Origin of the sequence: Bartonella sp. AA2SXKL, from assembly GCF_042197205.1 — a bacterium.
Taxonomy (GTDB): Bacteria; Pseudomonadota; Alphaproteobacteria; order Rhizobiales; family Rhizobiaceae; genus Bartonella.
In genome coordinates, this window is sequence record NZ_JBHIRN010000236.1 from 1 (window position 1) to 279 (window position 279).

Genomic DNA, 279 nt, shown 5'->3' on the forward strand with positions numbered 1-279 from the left:
TTTATAGCACTCTTGGGGGATCGTATATTATTCTCGGGATACCATGCATGGGCAGTGCTGTGAGATGAGCTTGGGATGTCTTGAGAGATGTCTTTTTAAAATAAGCGCTTGGATGTGCAACACAAATGTATTTTGTTTGGGGCGTTTTGCTTTGCATGAGGGCAGGGCTTTCTTGTTCTTGGAGTGAAGTGCATAAAATGATCAGCAGGTGCAAGATTTTCACAAAACCGGTGTGAAAGTTTTAGAATGCCGTTCTTATGTATACATCAATCGTTTTGA